Here is a 17,260-nt window from a genome sequence, read left to right as displayed (position 1 = left end):
TTGACGGGACCTACTGATGAAACGACTGGAAGGTAAAAGCGCGCTGATCACCGGATCGGCGCGCGGTATCGGCCGCGCCTTCGCCCAGGCCTACATCGAAGAGGGCGCCACAGTCGCCATCGCCGATATCAACCTGCAACGGGCCCAGGCCACGGCTGCCGAGCTGGGCCCGCAGGCCTACGCCGTGGCCATGGACGTCACCGACCAGGCCTCTATCGACGGCGCGATTGCCGCCGTGGTGGCCCAGGCCGGCAAGCTGGATATCCTGGTCAACAACGCTGCGCTGTTCGACTTGGCACCCATCGTCGACATCACCCGCAACAGCTACGAGCGGCTGTTCTCGATCAACGTCGCCGGTACGCTGTTCACCCTGCAAGCCGCGGCGCGGCAGATGATCCACCAGGGCCATGGCGGCAAGATCATCAACATGGCCAGCCAGGCCGGACGACGCGGCGAGCCACTGGTGGCGATCTACTGCGCGACCAAAGCGGCGGTGATCAGTCTGACGCAATCGGCGGGGTTGAACCTGATCAGGCAGGGCATCAACGTCAATGCCATTGCGCCCGGGGTAGTGGACGGGGAGCATTGGGATGGTGTGGATGCGCTGTTTGCCAGGCATGAAGGGCTGGCTCCGGGAGAGAAGAAGAAGCGGGTAGGGGCCGAGGTACCATTTGGACGGATGGGCACGGCGCAGGACCTGACCGGAATGGCGATCTTCCTGGCGTCAAAAGAGGCCGACTACGTGGTGGCGCAGACCTACAATGTCGATGGCGGCAACTGGATGAACTAGGGCCCAATGTGTGAGGGGGCAAGCCCCCTCCCACAGTTGAGCCTCTTTGTTCGTTGACTCGGGGCTAGTCCGCAAAACTGCGGTCGAAGAAGTAAATCTCTCCAGGCTTCAGGTTCTCCACCGTCGCCTGGGGCCTGCCGCCTTCACCCTGTTTCTTGCGCCCGGTCTCGCGCAGATACCCTGCCTCCGTCAGCTTCAACAACCGCTGGCGAATACTGGTCTTCAACACCGGCCGCGCCAGCACCAGGGAGAAAATCGTGGTCGCGTCCGGTGCGCTGAATTCATTGCCCAGAAACATCAGCGGCAAGTTGCTGTACAACGACTTGGAAAACAAACGGTCCTGCACCGCTGCCACAATGCTGTTGTGATCGAACGGCAACTTGATGCCGCCGCTCGCCACCGCTGTCAGCGAATACCAGCGCTGGTGGTCACCCAGCGTCACGTCCTCGTTCACGATCGCCAGGTAATAGGTGGACGATGACCAGCAGCGCGGATCGCGAAACGCATCCCCCACCGTCCCCACCTGTTCGCTCCAGGCCAGGTCCAGCCCGACCTTGTCACTCGCCCGCAAGCGCTCCACCGCAGCCTGGAGGCTCAGGTCCTGCACGCCGCCATTCACCACCACGCCCGGCAGCGCCCAGTGCCCGGCGAAGGGCTCGGCGTCGCGCTGGTTCAGCAGCAGTTTCAGTTCGCCAGAGATGCGGCAGTAAGACAGCACGCACAGGTCGACGGTATGGAGGTAGGCGCTACGGGGCATGTGATGTCCTTCTAAACAGCAGTGCGGCACAGTCTAACGGATCGAACAGATATGTCATGTACTGAGTCCAGGATAGATACGCAAATGTTTGTTGCAATGAAAGTACATGACGTGTACTTTTATTTCCAGGCCACAGGAGAACCACCATGACCCTCGCGACAACCGCCATTGCCTCATTCGACGTCGACGCCCAGAAGAGTTTCACGCCGCTGTGCCCCAACGAGTTGCCGGTGGCCGGCGGTGACCGGATCGGCGCCGAGCTCAACTACATGGCCAGCCTTGCCGGCCATCGTGTCGGCAGTAAGGACGCCCACACCCCGCACGCGCCCTGGGTGGTGGCGCAGCACAGCGACATGTTGCAACCCACCGGCCTGGCCCATGCCGATGTCACTTGGGTCAGCCACTGTGTACCCGGCACCGAGGGCTTCACCCTGCTGGATGAGTTGCCCACGCCTTATGACTACGACTATTTCATCTGGAAAGGCGTCGAACCCGACCTGCATCCCTACGGCGCCTGCTACCACGACCTGCACGACAAGCTGTCCACCGGCGTCATCGAGTATTTGAAGGCCCAAGGCGTGGTTCGCGTGATCGTCGGCGGCCTGGCCCTGGATTACTGCGTCAAGACCACCGCGTTGCAGTTGCTCAAGGCCGGCCTGGAAGTGGTGCTGCACTTGCCGGCGTGCCGAGGCATCAGCGAGGAGGGCGGTGTACAGGCGGTCAATGAGTTGCTCAAGGCCGGTGCCGCTATCAGCCGCACCCGCGAAGAACTGGCCGCAATGGCCACGCGTTAAGGAGAGACACCATGGAAAGTGCATACGACTACGAATCCCCGGTGATCCAGGGGTTGCTCGACACCGATTACTACACCTTCACCATGATGCAGGCGGTGTTGCACCAGTACCCCAACGTTGATGTGGAGTACAACTTCATCGTCCGCTCCAGGGAAAAGCTCGGCCACCTGATTCCTGAAATCCGTGCCGAACTGGAGAAACTCGCCAGCCTGCGGATGCGCGAAGGCGAGTTGCGCTTCCTGTTCAACCCGCGTTTTCGCGAATACCTCACCCCGGATTACGAGCGCTTCCTTGGCCTGTTCCGTTTCAACCTGCGCTACATCCACGTCAGTGAAGTCGACGGCCAACTCAATATCCGCGTGGTCGGCCCGATGCTGCACTGCATCATGTTCGAGCAACCGGTACTGGCGTTGGTCAGCGAGCTGCGCAACCGCGACAAATACCCCGATGTGACCCTGGAAGACGTCACCCGCAAGCTCTACCAGAAGTTCGACTGGCTGGAGAAAAACCTCAGCCGCGACGAACTGGCCGACCTGCGTGTATCGGACTTCTCCACTCGTCGGCGCCTGTCGTTCAAGGCCCAGCGCGAAGTGGTCGACATCATGCGCCGCGACTTCCCCGGCCAGTTCGTCGGCACCAGTAACGCGCACCTGGCCTACGAGTTCGACCTGCCGCTGATCGGCACCATGGCCCACCAATGGCTGATGGTGCACCAGCAACTGGGCCGGCTGCGCGAGAGCCAGAACGCCGCCCTGGAAAACTGGGTGCGCGAGTACCGTGGTCGCCTGGGGATCGCCCTGACCGACTGCATCAGCACCGACTTTTTCCTCAAGGACTTCGACCTGTACTTCGCCAAGCTCTACGACGGCCTGCGCCAGGACTCCGGCGACCCCATCGCCTGGGCCGACAAGGTGTTGGCCCGCTACAAGCAACTGGGCATCGACCCGATGACCAAGGACCTGATGTTCTCCGATGGCCTGAACTTCGAAAAATGCCTGCCGATCCTGCGTCACGTGCGCGGCAAGGCCAGGTTCGGGTTCGGCATGGGCACCAGCCTGGCCTGCGATGTGGACGGCGTCGAGCCGCTGAGCATCGTGATGAAACTGGTGCGGGTGCACGGCGAGCCAGTGGTGAAGTTCTCCGATGACCCGATCAAGAACGTCTGCGAAGACGCCTCGTTTTTGCAGTACGCAGCACAAGTGTTCAACGTTGGCAGTGTGGAGGTGTGACATGCAAGAACGTATCGCACGGGAACTGAACATCAATCGGGCGTTGACCCAAGGCGGCGAGCCCGAGGAAATCCAACGGCGCATCGACTTCATCAAGACCACCTTGCGCCACTCGCGCTGCAAGGCCCTGGTATTGGGCATCAGTGGCGGCGTCGACTCCCTCACCGCCGGCCGCCTGTGCCAAATGGCGGCAGAGCAATTGCGCAGCGAGGGTTACGCCGCACGCTTCATCGCCATGCGCCTGCCCTACAAGACCCAGGCCGATGAACGCGACGCCCAGGCCTCCCTGGACTTCATCACTGCGGACCACATCGACACCCTCAACATCGCCGCCAGCGTCGACGGCCTGATGGCCAGCCTGACCGCCGCCGAAGCCAGCGCCGAGCATGTCGATTTCATCAAGGGCAACGTCAAGGCCCGCACGCGCATGATCGCGCAATACGCCGTGGCCAACCTGCACAATGGCCTGGTGGTGGGCACCGACCACGGCGCCGAAGCGTTGATGGGTTTTTTCACCAAGTTCGGCGATGGCGCCTGCGACCTGGCCCCGCTGTCCGGCCTGACCAAAACCCAAGTGCGCCTGCTCGCCACGGCCCTCGGCGCACCGGACAACCTGGTGCACAAACACCCGACGGCCGACCTGGAAGAGCTGGTACCGGGCAAGCTGGACGAGCACGCCTACGGTTGCACGTATGCAGAGATCGACGCCTACCTGATGGGCGAACCGGTGAGCGAGCGGGTGAGGACGATTGTCGAGGGCGCGTACAGCAAGACAGCACACAAACGCGCGCTGCCGATTGCGCCCCTTTGATTAACGCTCGATCGACCGACTCCACCGCGCATTCCACTCCGGCCGCGCCTGGTTCACCTGGTCCCAGTCGATCGAAATTGCCGTCTGCAAGTAACCCTGCATCGCTTCCACCCGCGCACGGGTCTTGTCGGTGGTCGGTGTGGTCGGGTTCGACGGAATCTGGTCGCCTTCTTCCAGCGCCGGTGCCTGGGCTTCGGCGGTCAGCAGGAAGGCCGCGAGTTTCTGCGCCAGTTCTGGCTGGTCATTGCGGGCGATCACGCATTCGGCCACGTTCAGCACCACGGCGCCTTCCTTGGGCTGCGCGTATTCCATGGGCACGCCGAGCAGCTTCTGGGTGGCGACCTGGGTTGGGGTCAAAGGAAAGATCGCGGCTTCGTCGGTCTGCACCATCTCGGAGATTTTTGCCGAGCTGGCGATGTATTCCAGCACATTGGGCCCGACGGTTTTTGGCCAGGCCTTGAAGCCGGGCTCCACGTTGGTTTCGTCGCCGCCCTGGATGCGGTTGAACATCAGGAAGCCGTGCAGGCCGAAGGTGGACGATGCCAGGGACTGGAACACCACTTTCTCCTTGAAGCGCGGGTCGGCCAGGTCCATCCACGAGGTGGGCGCGGCCCAGCCTTTTTCCTTGAACATCCTGGCGTTGTAGCCCAGGCCGGTCACGCCGAGGGTCACGGCCACGGCTTCGTCCTTGATCTTCGCCTTGGCCGGGATCTGTTCCAGGGTCGGGCTCGGCGCCAGTTTGTCGCACAGGCCCATGGAGATCGCGCGGTACATGATGCCGTCGTCGAGGAACATCACGTGCATCTGCGGGTTGTCTTTGTTGGCCTGGACCTTGGCGAGGATGTCCGACGAGGTGCCGGGCACAATCACCACCTTGACGTTATTGGCCTTTTCGAACGCGGGCAGCACCTTGTCGGCGTACACCCGTTCCATGGTGCCGCCGTTCATGCCCAGGTACAGCGTGGGCGCGGCGTGCGCCGTTGAGGCGAGCAGGGCGAGGGACAAGCAGGACAGCGCAATACGTGGGTTCATGGATGTTTTTCCTCTCAGGCTTGGAAACGACGGATGGAAAACGCTTCGATGGGGTGGCGGCTGGCCCCGGCGCAGACGATCTCTGCCAGGGCTTCACCGACCGCGGGACCAAGCTGGAACCCGGCGCCGGCAAAGCCGAAACCGTGGAGCAAGCCCGGTTGGGTACTGCTGGGGCCGATCACCGGTTCGTGATCGGGGAGGTAACCTTCGGTGCCGCTCCAGGTGCGGATGGCCTGGGCGCCTTTGAGAAAGGGGTAGAGTTCGCCGGCATTGCGCAGGATCTCCAGCACCGCCGCCTGCCCTGGGCGCGCGGTCAACGGGCCCAGGGCAAAGCCGCGACCGCCGCCCAGGATGCAGTTGCCCCGGGCGACCTGGCGCGCATAAATCCCGCCGCCTTCAACGCCGGTACTCACGTTCATCACCACCGGCAACGGCTCGGTGACCAGCATCGCCGGGTGCGCGCAGGTGATCGGCACCGCTTCGCCAAACTGCGCGGCGACGCTTCCGGCCCAGGCGCCGGCGCAGTTGAGCAGCCACGCTGCCTGCAGGTGCAGGCCGTTGGCGCAATGCACCTGGAACCGGCGGCTGTCATGCTCGATGCGCATCACCTCGGCCTGCTCGTACACGGCGGCGCCACAACGCTGCGCGGCACGGGCGAAGGCAGGAGATACCAGACGCGGATTGGCATGCCCGTCTTCCGGACACAGCGAGGCGCCCACGGCAATATCGCCGACCCAGGGGAAGCGTGCGCGCAACTCGGCGTAGTCCAGCAACTGCAGGCCCAGGCCAAAGCCACGGGTCTGCTCGGCATACGCCTGCAACGCGGCGAAGTCGGCATGACTGCGCGCCAGCTTCAAATGCCCGGAGCGCACGTATTCGCCGTCGATGCCGATCAACCCCGGCAAGTCGGCCCACAGTTGATGGGCGCGCTGTGACAAGGGCAGTTGGTGCAGGGGCCGACCCTGGCGTCGCACGCCGCCATAGTTGACGCCACTGGAATGGGAACCGCAGAAATCCCGCTCCACCAGGGCCACGCGCTGGCCTTTCTGCGCGAGCATCAAGGCTGCCGAGGCGCCGACGATGCCGCCGCCGAGGACGATCACATCGATCATGGCTGCACCTCCACGCCAAACGGCAGCGGCTTGATCGGTGCCTGGCCGCGCAGGCGGCCCACCTGTTCAATCCCGCGACCGCTGCGCTCGGCGACGATTTCCGCCGCCGCCAGCCCACACATCCGGCCCTGGCAACGACCCATGCCAACGCGACAGTGAGCCTTGACCCGGTTGAGCTCCCAGTGGCCTTCATCCACCACCGCGCGTATCTCGCCGGCGCTGACTTCTTCGCAGCGGCACACCATCAATGCGTCCGGCGCTTGGGCCGCCCACTGCTCGGGGAAGGGGAACGCGGTTTCCAGCCCATGACGAAAACGCTGGATGCCCGCCAGTTGCTGCTCCAATACGGCGGGGCGGCGCTGATCAATCGCCACGCCCGAATCTTCCAGCACCGCCAGTGCCGCACGCTCACCGGTCATCTTCGCGGCGTCCGCGCCCATGATCCCTGCGCCGTCGCCGGCCAGGTACACACCGTTGACGCTGCTGCGCCCGGCGTTGTCCCGTTGCGGCAACCAGGCACGGTTCAAGGTGTTCCAGGCGAACTCACAGCCGAGCAAGTCCGCCAGTTGGGTTTCACTGCGCAGGGCATGAGCGAAAGCGACGGCATCGCACGCCAAAACATGGTCATCCCAGCGAATACCGCTGACTCGCTGTTCTCCGTCGATTTTCTGCAGCGTGGCACCCTGATGCACGGGAATCCCATGGGCCGTCAGCCAGGCGCGGTAATACATGCCCTTGGCCAGGGTCAGTGGCTGCCCAAGCAGCGCCGGCAACGCACGGCACTGCGCACTGAACGGCGCGCTGTCAAGTACCGCCACCACCTTGGCTCCGGCCTTGGCGTATTGGTAGGCGACCAGATACAGCAACGGCCCGCTGCCGCAGAACGCCACGCGCTCACCGATGGCGCAGCCCTGGTATTTCAAGGCGATCTGCGCCGCGCCCAGGCTGTACACGCCGGGCAGGGTCCAGCCCGGCACCGGCAGGATACGGTCGGTGGCGCCGGTCGCGACAATGATCCTGGCGTAGTCGACGCTCTCGGCACGGCCGTTGTCGAGCAGGTCCAGGCGACCGTCCTCGGCATTCCACACCAGGGTTTGCGGTCGATAGTCGATCAGCGGCGCCAGCTCATCCATCGTGCGGTGCGCGGCTTGCGCCTTGCTCGCTTCAAAGCCATAGATCTGCCTGGCACTGCGCTGAAAGCCCAAGGGTTGTCGCCGATAGATCTGCCCGCCGCCGTGCAGGTTTTCATCGACCAGGCACGGTGTGACGCCATGGTCGAGCAGGGTGCGCGCCGCGCTGATCCCGGCCGGGCCTGCGCCCACAATCACCACCGGCTTCATGGCTGGCGCCCCGGGTCGCGGCTGATCGCCTGGCCTTCTTCCAGCAGCGTCGAGCAGGCGCGCACGCGGCGACCGTCTTCAAGGCGCACCCAGCAATCCTGGCAGGCGCCCATCAGGCAGAAACCGGCGCGGCGCTCGGCGCTGAAGTCACTGCCGCGCAGGTGCTCGGCGCAGGTCAGCATGGCGGTGAGCAAGGTATCGCCGAGCAAGCCGCTGGCGGGTTGGCCGTCCAGGGTGAAGGACAGGGCAGGGCGCGCGGTCTCGGCCAAGCGTTTGAACAGGGCCATCAATGTTTCCCCACCAGCACGCGGTCCAGGCCGTAGACCCGGTCCAGCAGAATCATGGTGGCCGCCGTCAGCGCAATCACCAGCGCCGACACCGCCGCCATCATCGGGTCGATGGACTCGGTGGCGTACACGTACATGCGCACCGGCAGGGTTTGCGTGGCTGGCGAGCTGACGAAGATCGACAACGTCACCTCATCGAAACTGTTGATGAACGCCAGCAACCAGCCGCCAGCGACACCAGGCAGAATCATCGGCAGGGTGATCTGGCGAAACAGCGTAAAGCGGCTGGCGCCGAGGGATTCGGCCGCCTGTTCGGCACTGCGATCAATACCGATGGCGGCCGCCAGCACCAGGCGCAGCACATACGGCGTGACGATCACCACGTGGGCCAGCATCAGCCAGGTAAAGCTGCCGTTGACCCCCATCAGCGCGAACAACCGCAGCATCGCCACCCCCAGCACCAGGTGCGGGATGATGATCGGCGACAAAAACAACGCACTGAAAAAATTACGCCCGGGAAACGAATACCGGCTGATCGCCAACGCTGCCGGCACCGCAATCAACGTGGCCAGGCTTGCCGCAGTGAAGGCCAGCACCAGGCTGTTATAGAACGCCTGGATAAAATCCGCACGCTCGAACACCGCACGAAACCAGCGCAGGGAGAAGCCCGAGGTGGGCAGGCTCAACGTGTTTTCCGGGGTGAACGCCACCAGGCACACCACCACCAGCGGCGCCATCATGAACAGCACCACCAAGCCGTGGAAACCGAGGGCCAAAGGACCGTTTCTGGACATGCGCTCAAACCCCCAGGGACTTTTTATAGCGGCCTTCGACCATGCGGTTCTAGCTCAGCATGATCAGCAGATTGACCAACAGCAGCACCACCGCGATGGTCGCGCCCATGGGCCAGTTGAGTTCCGAGAGATATTGGTCGTACACCACGGTGGCGACCATTTTCAGGCGGCGCCCGCCAAGCAGGCCGGGGATCGCAAAGGAGCTGGCGGCCAGGCCGAACACGATCAGCGTGCCGGACAGCACGCCGGGCATGACCTGCGGCAGCACGATCTTGCGCATCACTGTGGCCTGGCTGGCCCCCAGCGACAATGCGGCCTGCTCAGCCGACGGGTCGAGTTTCTGCAGGGACGTCCACACCGGAATGATCATGAACGGCAACATCACGTGCACCAGCGCGATAATCACCGCGAAGGGCGTGTACAGCAGCTTCACCGGGCGCCCGCCGAGCAGTTGGATCAGTTGATTCACCAAACCATCGGCGCCCAATAGCAGGCTCCAGCCGAAGGCGCGCACCACCACCGAAATCAGCAATGGCGTGAGGATCAGGATCAGGAAGATCGAGCGCCACGGCGTACCCATGCGGCTGAGGATGTAGGCCTCGGGCACACCGATCACCACGCACAGCAGGGTCACCAGCGCGCTGATCCAGAAGGTGCGCCAGAAGATCTCGTAGAAGTACGAGTCGCTGAGCAGTGACAGGTAATGGGCCAAGGTCCATTCATCGGCCTTCACGCCCACCTGGTAATCGAACACGTTGAACGACAGGACCAGGGTCAGGCCCAGCGGCAAAACCAGCAGCCCGGCAAACAGCACCAGCGCCGGCAGCGACAGCAGGTAACCACGACTCATGCGTGCACCTCATCGGCTGCCAGCACGCGCAGCAGGTCCGAATGCCAGTCCAGGCCCACCGCTGCGCCACAATCCAGCGGCGCGCTACCGTCGTTGCTGCGCACCACGGTGATTTCGCCGAGGTCGGTGTGCACGCGGTACAGCCATTGGCTGCCGAAGAAATAGCGGTCGAGCACCTTGCCTTGCAGGCGACCGGCCCCCGCGTCCACCAGGGTGATTTTTTCCGGGCGCAGGCTCAGGACCAGCTCGCCGTCGCCGCTTTCATGTCGCACTTGCGCAGTGCCCAACTGATCGTAATCGCCGGCCAGCAGGTTGGCCTTGCCGACAAAGTCCGAGATAAAGCGCGTGCGCGGGTGTTCGTAGAGCGTGTACGGCGCGTCGATCTGGGTCACGCGCCCGGCCTGCATCACCACCACGCGGTCGCTGATGGACAGCGCTTCGGCCTGGTCATGGGTGACCATCAAGGTGGTGATGCCGACGGCGCACTGGATGCGGCGGATCTCGAACTGCATCTCTTCGCGCAGGTTGGCGTCGAGGTTGGACAGCGGCTCGTCGAGCAGCAACACCGGCGGCTCGATTACCAACGCACGGGCCAGGGCCACGCGCTGGCGCTGGCCGCCGGACAGTTCCCGCGGGTAGCGGTCGGCGTGGGGGGCCAGGCGCACCAGTTCGAGTACGGTCTTGACCTTGCTGGCGATCTCGGCGGCCGGCACTTTGCGCATTTTCAGGCCGAAGGCGACGTTGTCGCGCACGCTCATGTGGGGGAACAGCGCATAGCTCTGAAACACCACGCCCAGGCCACGGCTGGCGGGCTTGGCGTGGGTGATGTCGCGGCCGTCGAGCAGGATCTGCCCGCCGCTCACGTCGACGAAGCCGGCGATCATTTGCAGGGTGGTGGTCTTGCCGCAGCCCGAAGGGCCGAGCAGGGAAACGAACTCGCCTTTTTCCACCGCAAGGTCGGTGGCGACCACCGCGTCGACGGCGCCGTAGCGTTTGCTCAAGGCGTTGAGTTGGAGAAATGCCATGTCTGCGTTCCACCTTTTTTGAGTCGCGTCGAAACGCGCTTTTTTGTTTTGGGCAGATGCGAATGAGGTGTTGCCGGTGCGTTGGCGCTCGATCTTGAGTCGGCTGCCGGTTGTTGTTCATTTCGCCCCTGTGGACGCAGATTAGGGCGAAGACTAGGATGGGCGGAAGATGGAATTTCACTGAACGGACTATTATTTTCTTATTTATTCATTCACCGGAATTTGCAAAGAGATTGAAAGTCATGGATTCCACTGATCGAAATGAAAACAACAAAGAGGTCGGTGCCGGTGCGGTATCCCGGCTGTTCGCGCTGCTGCGCACCTTGGGTGACGTGCCGGAGGGCGGCGAACGCGTCACCCAACTTGCGCAACAGGTCGGCCTCTCGCAGCCCACTACCCACCGCCTGCTGCGTAGCCTGATGGACGAAGGCATGGTCGAACAGGACGCACGCAGCAAGCGCTATCGCCTGAGCCTGGAGTTTTTTGCCCTGGCGGCGAACGCGGGCAAGACCGGCAACCTGCGCGACCTGGTGCGCCCGAGCATGCTGCGCCTGAGTGCGTCATTGGGCGACTCGCTGTTCCTGCTGGCGCGCAGCGGTTTCGATGCGATCTGTCTGGACCGCAGCGAAGGCCCGTACCCGATCCGCACCTTCACCGGCGATATCGGCGGGCGCGTGGCATTGGGGGTGGGGCAGGGCAGTCTGGCGATCCTGGCCTTTCTGCCGGAGGAAGAGCGCGAAACCGTGATCCGCTACAACCTGCCACGGCTCAAGGACTTCCACCTGTATGACGAAGTGCTGTTGCGCTCGGAAGTGGAGAACGTGCGCAACCTGGGGTATGCGGCGCGCAATACCGGGGTGCTGGAAGGCATGGCCGGGTTGGCCGTGCCCATCCTCGATCGGGAGGGGCACGCGGTGGCGGCGCTCAGTGTGGCCACTATCAGCGATCGCCTGGGGCCGAGCCGGTTGCCGATGGTGGTGGAGTTGCTCAAGCGCGAAGCGGCGGCGATCGGGCCGCGGATCAATCCGTTTGATCCGACGTTACGCAGGCCCTCACAAACCTTTGGTAGGTAGTTCAGATGGCGGCCAACACTACCGACCTGGCCGTAGTACTGCACATATACAGGGGTGCGAATTAGTTATCCAGCAGGTAAGTTTTTTTGTTCATGTTTAATGGAACTGTCCTTTTACACGTTGCCACAGATGGATGTTGACTTAATGCTAACTGGCGCGTTGGTCGGCTTATTTGCATCAACTATCTGAGGTATTGCAATGACATCTACTCTTTTCGGTCCGTTCATACAAACTCACTACCCTTACTCTAATCCGTTGGACGGTGGCGCCAGGTTTGGTAATCAGCCCGCAATGAGTAACTTACTGGGGACCTCTCAGCTGCCTCCCCCTTCCACAGTTGCACGGGCCTTTGTCGACGCCTTCCCTTATTTCCAGGGAGAATCTGGTTTTGTCACGAGGGCAACGCTTGAGCATGCTGCCAATCGTCTACCGACCGGTGATCCGTATCACGATCAAATGACACAGCTGGCAAGGGACGTTCTTAGCCGTCCAGGAATGGTTGAGTCACTCGATGGTATCAACCATGGCGGCCATGAAGATGGTCTGATCAGCCTGGGTGATGCGCAGGCGGTGGTCTTTGAATACGAAGACCAGGAGGGAGCGTACATGCTGGGTGGACCGGATGCGTATAACGGTGGCACGCGAGGTGGGCCAGGAGGGAATTATGGTGGTATGCAAGGAGCGCCGGGGAATTATTACGGCAATATGCAGAGCCAGCAAGAGGGGTATTACGGTGGCATGCAGCGCAGTCGTTTTGAAAATGGATATGGCGCCAATGGGGCACGCAATTATTATCCGGCAGAGAGCGGCGTGAGCCCGCAGAATGCTGAGGTCGCAAATAATTTCAAACATGCCAAAGACTCAGATTTAACGACGGAGTTGGGTAATAATTTTGATTACTTCAAGCCAAACCAGGATGGCAAGATCACTCAGCAATCGCTTCGTGAAGTTGCAAATCGTCCTTTGACTGGTAACCCTGTGGATGACCGAATGGCCCTGTTGGCCAAGGAAATCATCAGTCGGCCGGGGCTCAATAGAAAACTGGATTCCGATCATGATGCTGACACGTCTGACGGGATTATCGGGCGCGACACTATTGAAAGGGTAGCCACGCAGAATGCAGCGCCAAGCTATCAAAAAATGAGCGATGTTGAACTGCTTCAGGCCCTTGACGAAAAGTTCAAACAGTACTGGAGTGCGGATAACTACATCAGCTTCGATAGTTTAAAAAGTGCCGCTGCAGAGTCCCCGCCGACAGATCGGTCTCGGCTCGCAGCTGAACTTCTCCGGCGCCCAGGCCTGATGAAGGAGGTCGATATTGGCACTGATGGCAAAGGCGGTAGGGGCGCAGAAGATGAAAGGTTTAACTGGGTCAACGTCGACCACGTAATAAGAGAAAAACAAGCGCAATCGTCGCGTGGTTGATTGTGGGCCGCCACATTCCGTGACCAGTCGGGGCTGATCATTCTTTCCGGCCGTACCTGTCGCTCATACTCTTCGGCGGTGATCAGTCCCAACTGCACCGCCGCCTTTCGGGTAACCTGCGCCACACGGTCATAACCCAGCAGGGGATTCAGCACCGTCGCTATCAATATCATCCGCCAGTATCGTGATGAAGATGGCGGGCTGATTACGGTGTCGGAAACGGTCTATCCAGCATGCCGTTTCACCTGATCCTGCAGATGAAGCGCGACAAGCTCTGACCCATACGACAATAACCTTGCATCTGGTAAAACTTTGGCTAATATGATCCGGGTAAAACACATATCACCCGGGTAATAACCATGCCTACGCACCCCCTTCCTGCTTGCACCGCCTTTGTTCGCCACCAACGTGTGGCGGCAGGTTCCTATGCCGACGTCGCCACGACGCTCGCCGAGCTTGACCAGCCCACGGGCAGCTTCCTGGTCTTCGACGATGCCACCGGCAACCAGGTCGATTTTCCCTGGCCTGCGGGCTATGCGCCCGAACCACCTGCCCAGGTCGACATGACTGACGAGCCTCCCGCTCCCCCCTCGGTCGGGCGCCCGAAGCTGGGGGTGGTCGCACGGGAAGTCACGTTATTGCCGCGTCATTGGGAATGGCTGGGCCAGCAGCGCGGTGGGGCTTCGGCGGCGTTGCGGCGGCTGGTGGATGAAGCGCGCGCTGCCCACGCTTCCCGTGATCGAATACGCCAGGCCAAGGAAGCCGGCTATCGGTTCATGAGTGCCATCGGCGGTGACCTGCCCGGCTTCGAAGACGCCTCGCGCGCGTTATTTGCCTTTGATGCAGCGGATTTTTCCCGCAAGATCGCGCACTGGCCGGTAGACGTGCAGGCCTACCTGGCCTGGCTGTCACGCGACGCCTTCCCTGTTTAACAACAACTCCTGGATCCGAACCCTCATGGAAGTCACCCAGCAACGGCCGCTGTGGCAGATCTACCTGATCTTTCTGGCACCGATGGTGCTGTCCAACTTCCTGCAAAGCTTTTCCGGCACCCTCAACGGTATCTATGTCGGGCAGATGCTCGGCACCCAGGCGCTGGCGGCGGTGTCTGGGATGTTTCCCATCGTGTTCTTTTTTATCGCCCTGGTGATCGGCCTGGGGGCGGGCGCCTCGGTACTGATCGGCCAGGCCTGGGGCGCGCAGGAAACCGCGCTGGTCAAGGTGATCACCGGCGCCACACTGACTCTGGGGGCGTTGGTTGGGGTGATCGCTGCGGTGCTCGGCAGCCTGTTTGCGCGCCCGGCCTTGCAGGCACTCGGCACGCCGGTCGATGTGCTCGACGACGCCGTGGGTTATGCACAGATGATGATGTTGATCATGCCGCTGCTGCTGGTCTTTATCCTCTACACCCAATTGCTGCGTGGTGTCAGCGACACGATCTCGCCGTTGCTCGCGCTGATGGTTTCGACCCTGGTCGGCCTGGTGCTGACACCGGCGCTGATCCGTGGCTGGATCGGCCTGCCGCCCTTGGGTATCCAGAGCGCGGTGTACGCCGGGTTGGTGGGTAACGCGGCAGCGATGCTGTTTCTGATAATGCGGCTGCGCCACAAGAACCATGTGATGGCGCCGGACCGTGAGTTGTTGGCGGCCCTGCGCCTGGATCGGATCATTCTCGGCAAGGTCCTGCGCATCGGCTTGCCCACGGGCTTGCAGATGGTGGTGTTGTCGCTGTCGGAGCTGGTCATCCTCGCCCTGGTCAACGGTCACGGTTCCCAGGCCACGGCGGCCTATGGCGCGGTGACGCAGATCGTCAACTACGTGCAGTTCCCGGCGCTGTCGATTGCCATCACCGCATCGATCCTCGGGGCCCAGGCGATTGGCGCCGGGCGTCTGGAGCGCATCGGCCCGATCCTGCGCACCGGCCTGCTGATCAACACCTGCCTGACCGGTGGCCTGATTGTGCTGGGTTATGTCCTGTCCCACTGGCTGCTCGGCCTGTTCATCACCGATGACGCGGCACGGGTCAAAGCCGAACACCTGTTGCACATCATGTTGTGGAGCATTTTGGTATTCGGCTTCCAGGCCGTGATCGGCGGGATCATGCGCGCAAGCGGCGTGGTGTTGATGCCGGTGGCGATCTCGATCTTCTGCGTGCTCTGCGTGGAACTGCCGATGGCGTACCTGCTCAACGCCCACTTCGGCCTGGAAGGGGTGTGGATGGCGTTTCCGTTGACCTACCTGGCCATGCTGGCGTTGCAGACTGCGTATTATCGGCTGGTGTGGCGACACAAGCAGATCAAGCGGTTGGTGTGATAAAAGGTTGCGCACCTTAAGGACAGAAGGTTTCTGAGCCATGGCAAACCCTTACGCCGAATTGTTCCAGGTCCCTGGCGCCCGGGCTTTTGTACTGGCGGGGATGCTGGCGCGCATGCCGGTGTCGATGACGGGGATCGGCTTGATCACCATGCTCTCGCAGGTGCACGGCGGTTACGGACTGGCGGGCTCGGTGGCAGCGGTATTTGCCCTGGCCACGGCGTTTTGCGCGCCGCAGGTATCCAGGCTGGTGGATCGCTACAGCCAAGGGCGGGTGTTGCCGATTGCCGCGTTGATCGGTGGCGGGGCGTTGCTGATGTTGCTGCTGTGCACTCGCTTGCAGGCACCGAACTGGACGTTGTTCCTGTTCGCCGCCCTGGCCGGTTGCATGCCCAACATGTCGGCCATGGTACGGGCGCGCTGGACCGAGTTGTACCGGGGCCAACCCAAGCTGCAGACTGCGTTTGCCCTGGAGTCGGTGCTGGATGAGGTGTGCTTCATCATCGGCCCGCCGATCTCGGTAGGTTTGTGCGTGGTGCTGTTCCCGGAAGCCGGGCCTCTGGTGGCCGCGTTGTTGCTGGCGGTGGGCGTCACCACCTTTGTGTTGCAGCGCGAGACCGAGCCACCGGTGCACGCGCATCAAGGCCATCACGGCCGCTGGCTGGTCGCGTCGCCTTCGGTGCTGATCCTGATGATCCTGCTGTTGGCCATGGGCGTGATCGTCGGCGTGGTGGATGTGGTCAGCGTCGCCTTTGCCCAGCATCAGGGCCAGCCGGCTGCTGCGAGCATCGTACTGTCGGTCTACGCCATCGGTTCGTGCCTGGCGGGACTGGCGTTCGGCACCCTCAAGCTGAAGGCGCCGCTGCCCCGGCAGTTTCTGTTGTGCGGCATCGCCACGGCGTTGACCACCTTGCCTTTACTGCTGGTGACCAACATTGCGGGGCTGGCGGTGGCGGTCTTTGTCTCCGGGCTGTTCTTTGCCCCCACCCTCATTGTGTCCATGGCCCTGGTGGAACAGGTCGTGCCCGCCAGTCGATTGACCGAGGGCATGACCTGGCTGATCACCGGCCTCAGCATCGGCGTGGCCATCGGCGCGGCCAGCTCCGGGTGGATGATCGACCACTTTGGCGCCACCAGCGGGTTCCGGGTGGCGCTGGCGGCGGGAGTAGTGGTGTTGGGGGCTGCGGTGTTGGGGTATCGGCGCCTGGGATGATCAGCCGATCGCGGGGCAGGCGTCTGTGCTGTGATGCTGCAGAAACTCGTTCAACGCCTGGCGGGTCAGGTCATTGAGTGTCACCTTTTTACGGGTCGCCGCCAGGTGCAGGTCATGGCCGGCTCGGACATTGAAGGAACCTTTGCAAGGTTTCTCTGGTGCATGCCCCAGGGTCTGGCAGGTGGTTTTCCCTTCGTAGCTCACTAGCGCCTTGATGAACAAGACCTTGCCGAACAGGCAGTTGTCTTCGAGGCTGGTTTCGATGGAGCCGATGTAGCCTTTGTGTTTCAGTTGGTTGTTCACTGATGTAACCCCTGATGACACCGTGCCCCGCGCCTGCCATCCCCCCGCTAATTTTTCCCTCTCCGGTTCGTTTTATAGGGACGACGTGCCTTTGTGCTTCCTGCCTATTGCT

The 17,260-nt window shown here is 62.3% G+C and carries 18 protein-coding genes; 9 read left to right on the top strand and 9 right to left on the bottom strand.

Features of this window, described 5'->3' with window-relative positions:
• Positions 1-16 precede the first annotated feature (16 nt).
• On the top strand, positions 17-790 hold the full coding sequence (locus K5K89_RS18240; protein WP_222539969.1) for an L-iditol 2-dehydrogenase: 774 nt from the start codon (positions 17-19) through the stop codon (positions 788-790).
• A gap of 64 nt (positions 791-854) precedes the next feature.
• Here K5K89_RS18240 and K5K89_RS18235 read toward each other — a convergent pair whose 3' ends face one another.
• Positions 855-1,547: an NUDIX hydrolase gene (locus tag K5K89_RS18235; protein WP_071491254.1), complete on the bottom strand. Its 693-nt coding sequence runs from the start codon at positions 1,545-1,547 to the stop codon at positions 855-857.
• 146 nt (positions 1,548-1,693) lie between these two features.
• Here K5K89_RS18235 and K5K89_RS18230 point away from each other — a divergent pair, with 146 nt between their 5' ends.
• From K5K89_RS18230 to nadE, 3 genes are read left to right on the top strand one after another with little or no spacing between them, the layout of a single operon-like run.
• Complete coding sequence (locus tag K5K89_RS18230; RefSeq protein WP_071491255.1) at positions 1,694-2,341, top strand: nicotinamidase; 648 nt, start codon at positions 1,694-1,696, stop codon at positions 2,339-2,341.
• Positions 2,342-2,352: 11 nt separating this feature from the next.
• Positions 2,353-3,570 carry a nicotinate phosphoribosyltransferase gene (gene pncB / locus K5K89_RS18225; protein ID WP_071491256.1) on the top strand — a complete coding sequence of 406 codons (1,218 nt, stop codon included), beginning with the start codon at positions 2,353-2,355 and terminating at the stop codon, positions 3,568-3,570.
• Between the two features lies 1 nt (position 3,571).
• Positions 3,572-4,381 carry an ammonia-dependent NAD(+) synthetase gene (gene nadE / locus K5K89_RS18220; protein WP_222539968.1) on the top strand — a complete coding sequence of 270 codons (810 nt, stop codon included), beginning with the start codon at positions 3,572-3,574 and terminating at the stop codon, positions 4,379-4,381.
• Here nadE and K5K89_RS18215 read toward each other — a convergent pair whose 3' ends face one another.
• Genes K5K89_RS18215 through K5K89_RS18185 form a run of 7 tightly spaced genes read right to left on the bottom strand, consistent with a single transcriptional unit; the run spans position 4,382 to position 10,821 of the window.
• A complete protein-coding gene (locus K5K89_RS18215) occupies positions 4,382-5,413 on the bottom strand; it encodes an ABC transporter substrate-binding protein (RefSeq protein ID WP_071491258.1) in 1,032 nt (343 codons plus the stop codon).
• A gap of 14 nt (positions 5,414-5,427) precedes the next feature.
• On the bottom strand, positions 5,428-6,525 hold the full coding sequence (locus K5K89_RS18210; RefSeq protein WP_222539967.1) for an NAD(P)/FAD-dependent oxidoreductase: 1,098 nt from the start codon (positions 6,523-6,525) through the stop codon (positions 5,428-5,430).
• A complete protein-coding gene (locus tag K5K89_RS18205; protein ID WP_222539966.1) occupies positions 6,522-7,865 on the bottom strand; it encodes an NAD(P)/FAD-dependent oxidoreductase in 1,344 nt (447 codons plus the stop codon). The genes K5K89_RS18210 and K5K89_RS18205 overlap by 4 nt, the downstream gene beginning before the upstream one ends.
• Positions 7,862-8,152 (bottom strand): (2Fe-2S)-binding protein, encoded by a 291-nt coding sequence (locus tag K5K89_RS18200; RefSeq protein ID WP_093126731.1) that lies wholly within the window; start codon positions 8,150-8,152, stop codon positions 7,862-7,864. The genes K5K89_RS18205 and K5K89_RS18200 overlap by 4 nt, the downstream gene beginning before the upstream one ends.
• Positions 8,152-8,946, bottom strand: a complete 795-nt coding sequence (locus tag K5K89_RS18195) for an ABC transporter permease (protein WP_071491262.1) — start codon at positions 8,944-8,946, stop codon at positions 8,152-8,154. The genes K5K89_RS18200 and K5K89_RS18195 overlap by 1 nt, the downstream gene beginning before the upstream one ends.
• Before the next feature lie 49 nt (positions 8,947-8,995).
• Entirely contained in the window at positions 8,996-9,796 is an 801-nt protein-coding gene (locus K5K89_RS18190) for an ABC transporter permease (RefSeq protein ID WP_222539965.1), read from the bottom strand.
• Positions 9,793-10,821 carry an ABC transporter ATP-binding protein gene (locus K5K89_RS18185; protein WP_071491264.1) on the bottom strand — a complete coding sequence of 343 codons (1,029 nt, stop codon included), beginning with the start codon at positions 10,819-10,821 and terminating at the stop codon, positions 9,793-9,795. Before K5K89_RS18185 ends, K5K89_RS18190 begins: the two co-directional genes overlap by 4 nt.
• A 242-nt stretch (positions 10,822-11,063) precedes the next feature.
• On the opposite strand from K5K89_RS18185, the gene K5K89_RS18180 reads away from it, so the two are divergent.
• The 5 genes from K5K89_RS18180 to K5K89_RS18160 all read left to right on the top strand — a co-directional run bounded on the left by K5K89_RS18180 (position 11,064) and on the right by K5K89_RS18160 (position 16,845).
• Entirely contained in the window at positions 11,064-11,894 is an 831-nt protein-coding gene (locus K5K89_RS18180) for an IclR family transcriptional regulator (RefSeq protein ID WP_222539964.1), read from the top strand.
• Between the two features lie 291 nt (positions 11,895-12,185).
• Positions 12,186-13,319: a hypothetical protein gene (locus K5K89_RS18175; RefSeq protein WP_222539963.1), complete on the top strand. Its 1,134-nt coding sequence runs from the start codon at positions 12,186-12,188 to the stop codon at positions 13,317-13,319.
• 359 nt (positions 13,320-13,678) lie between these two features.
• Positions 13,679-14,251, top strand: coding sequence for a DUF2239 family protein (locus K5K89_RS18170; RefSeq protein ID WP_222539962.1), 573 nt, complete (start codon positions 13,679-13,681; stop codon positions 14,249-14,251).
• A gap of 25 nt (positions 14,252-14,276) precedes the next feature.
• Positions 14,277-15,632, top strand: a complete 1,356-nt coding sequence (locus K5K89_RS18165; RefSeq protein ID WP_222539961.1) for an MATE family efflux transporter — start codon at positions 14,277-14,279, stop codon at positions 15,630-15,632.
• Between the two features lie 40 nt (positions 15,633-15,672).
• On the top strand, positions 15,673-16,845 hold the full coding sequence (locus K5K89_RS18160; protein WP_222539960.1) for an MFS transporter: 1,173 nt from the start codon (positions 15,673-15,675) through the stop codon (positions 16,843-16,845).
• Here the strand turns inward: K5K89_RS18160 and K5K89_RS18155 are convergent, their stop codons facing one another.
• The gene (locus K5K89_RS18155) at positions 16,846-17,148 is read right to left on the bottom strand and encodes a type II toxin-antitoxin system HicB family antitoxin (protein ID WP_222539959.1); all 303 of its coding nucleotides are present in this window, start codon (positions 17,146-17,148) and stop codon (positions 16,846-16,848) included.
• Between the last annotated feature and the right edge of the window lie 112 nt (positions 17,149-17,260).

Origin of the sequence: Pseudomonas sp. DR208 (assembly GCF_019823005.1) — a bacterium.
In the GTDB taxonomy this organism is placed as follows: domain Bacteria; phylum Pseudomonadota; class Gammaproteobacteria; order Pseudomonadales; family Pseudomonadaceae; genus Aquipseudomonas; species Aquipseudomonas extremorientalis.
The sequence above is the reverse complement of the archived record's forward strand: the minus strand, read 5'-3'. Positions and strand labels throughout refer to the sequence as shown.

Coding starts and splice junctions, on each gene's coding strand:
- K5K89_RS18240 (WP_222539969.1), top strand. CDS start 17: ATGAAACGACTGGAAGGTAAAAGCGCGCTGATCACCGGATCGGCGCGC.
- K5K89_RS18235 (WP_071491254.1), bottom strand. CDS start 1,547: ATGCCCCGTAGCGCCTACCTCCATACCGTCGACCTGTGCGTGCTGTCT.
- K5K89_RS18230 (WP_071491255.1), top strand. CDS start 1,694: ATGACCCTCGCGACAACCGCCATTGCCTCATTCGACGTCGACGCCCAG.
- pncB (WP_071491256.1), top strand. CDS start 2,353: ATGGAAAGTGCATACGACTACGAATCCCCGGTGATCCAGGGGTTGCTC.
- nadE (WP_222539968.1), top strand. CDS start 3,572: ATGCAAGAACGTATCGCACGGGAACTGAACATCAATCGGGCGTTGACC.
- K5K89_RS18215 (WP_071491258.1), bottom strand. CDS start 5,413: ATGAACCCACGTATTGCGCTGTCCTGCTTGTCCCTCGCCCTGCTCGCC.
- K5K89_RS18210 (WP_222539967.1), bottom strand. CDS start 6,525: ATGATCGATGTGATCGTCCTCGGCGGCGGCATCGTCGGCGCCTCGGCA.
- K5K89_RS18205 (WP_222539966.1), bottom strand. CDS start 7,865: ATGAAGCCGGTGGTGATTGTGGGCGCAGGCCCGGCCGGGATCAGCGCG.
- K5K89_RS18200 (WP_093126731.1), bottom strand. CDS start 8,152: ATGGCCCTGTTCAAACGCTTGGCCGAGACCGCGCGCCCTGCCCTGTCC.
- K5K89_RS18195 (WP_071491262.1), bottom strand. CDS start 8,946: ATGTCCAGAAACGGTCCTTTGGCCCTCGGTTTCCACGGCTTGGTGGTG.
- K5K89_RS18190 (WP_222539965.1), bottom strand. CDS start 9,796: ATGAGTCGTGGTTACCTGCTGTCGCTGCCGGCGCTGGTGCTGTTTGCC.
- K5K89_RS18185 (WP_071491264.1), bottom strand. CDS start 10,821: ATGGCATTTCTCCAACTCAACGCCTTGAGCAAACGCTACGGCGCCGTC.
- K5K89_RS18180 (WP_222539964.1), top strand. CDS start 11,064: ATGGATTCCACTGATCGAAATGAAAACAACAAAGAGGTCGGTGCCGGT.
- K5K89_RS18175 (WP_222539963.1), top strand. CDS start 12,186: ATGAGTAACTTACTGGGGACCTCTCAGCTGCCTCCCCCTTCCACAGTT.
- K5K89_RS18170 (WP_222539962.1), top strand. CDS start 13,679: ATGCCTACGCACCCCCTTCCTGCTTGCACCGCCTTTGTTCGCCACCAA.
- K5K89_RS18165 (WP_222539961.1), top strand. CDS start 14,277: ATGGAAGTCACCCAGCAACGGCCGCTGTGGCAGATCTACCTGATCTTT.
- K5K89_RS18160 (WP_222539960.1), top strand. CDS start 15,673: ATGGCAAACCCTTACGCCGAATTGTTCCAGGTCCCTGGCGCCCGGGCT.